The organism is Pseudomonas sp. MD195_PC81_125 (assembly GCF_014060985.1).
GTDB classification, from domain to species: Bacteria; Pseudomonadota; Gammaproteobacteria; order Pseudomonadales; family Pseudomonadaceae; genus Aquipseudomonas; species Aquipseudomonas parakoreensis.
Map to the genome: position 1 here is coordinate 1 of NZ_JABULD010000904.1, position 660 is coordinate 660.

Annotated in this window: 1 protein-coding gene; it reads right to left on the reverse strand. The window is 45.6% G+C overall.

Annotated features, from left to right (window positions below; all coding sequences use genetic code 11):
* Positions 1–189 (reverse strand): DUF3050 domain-containing protein (locus tag HT737_RS30245; protein WP_182404657.1); only part of this gene is annotated, 189 nt, incomplete at its 3' end.
* Positions 190–660 lie beyond the last annotated feature (471 nt).

Below are 660 nucleotides of genomic sequence, written 5' to 3' on the forward strand. Positions count from 1 at the left end.
AGCCAGCGGCAGACGGGTGCAGGTCAGTTCTTGTTGGAGACGCTTGGTCAGCGACATGAAATCCCAGACGGCGAAGACGTGGGATTCCATGAACCGGCGCAGTACCGATAACGAATCGATTTCAGTAAAGATCGGATGAACGCTCAATTGAGCTTTTATCAGGGCGAGTTGTTCTTTAGTTGGCATCATGGCTAACCTCGGTGTTATTGGAATAGAGAAATTTGCTCGTTCGGTGCGTCAATGCAGACTGTCTGGGTTTTAAACTTTTATATTGGCGAGCGCTGGCCTCATTCAGTTAAATGAACGTGTGAAAAGTGCATTGGAGGCTCTGGGCTGTGCCAGGGCGACTATTTGCCATGGCTGTCAGCTGAATGCGGAGCCGTGCCGTGTTTGCGGGGTTTAACCTGCTCGGCGAGGAAAAACTAATACATCATCAAATAACTTAACAAGTTTATTTTTAATTATTTTAAGTTTGCTGTTTTTTAAGTATGAGTTGGCCTGATAAAACTTATAAATTAAGTTTTACTTGGGCGTAGTTACTCCTTTCGGCGAACAGTGGCCAAAATTGAAGACAAGAGTGAATGCCTCACTCAGAGCAACTTTTCGATACAAGGATTGAAGTTATGTATAGGGGTGAAAGTTGGCCGGGAACGGCGCCGT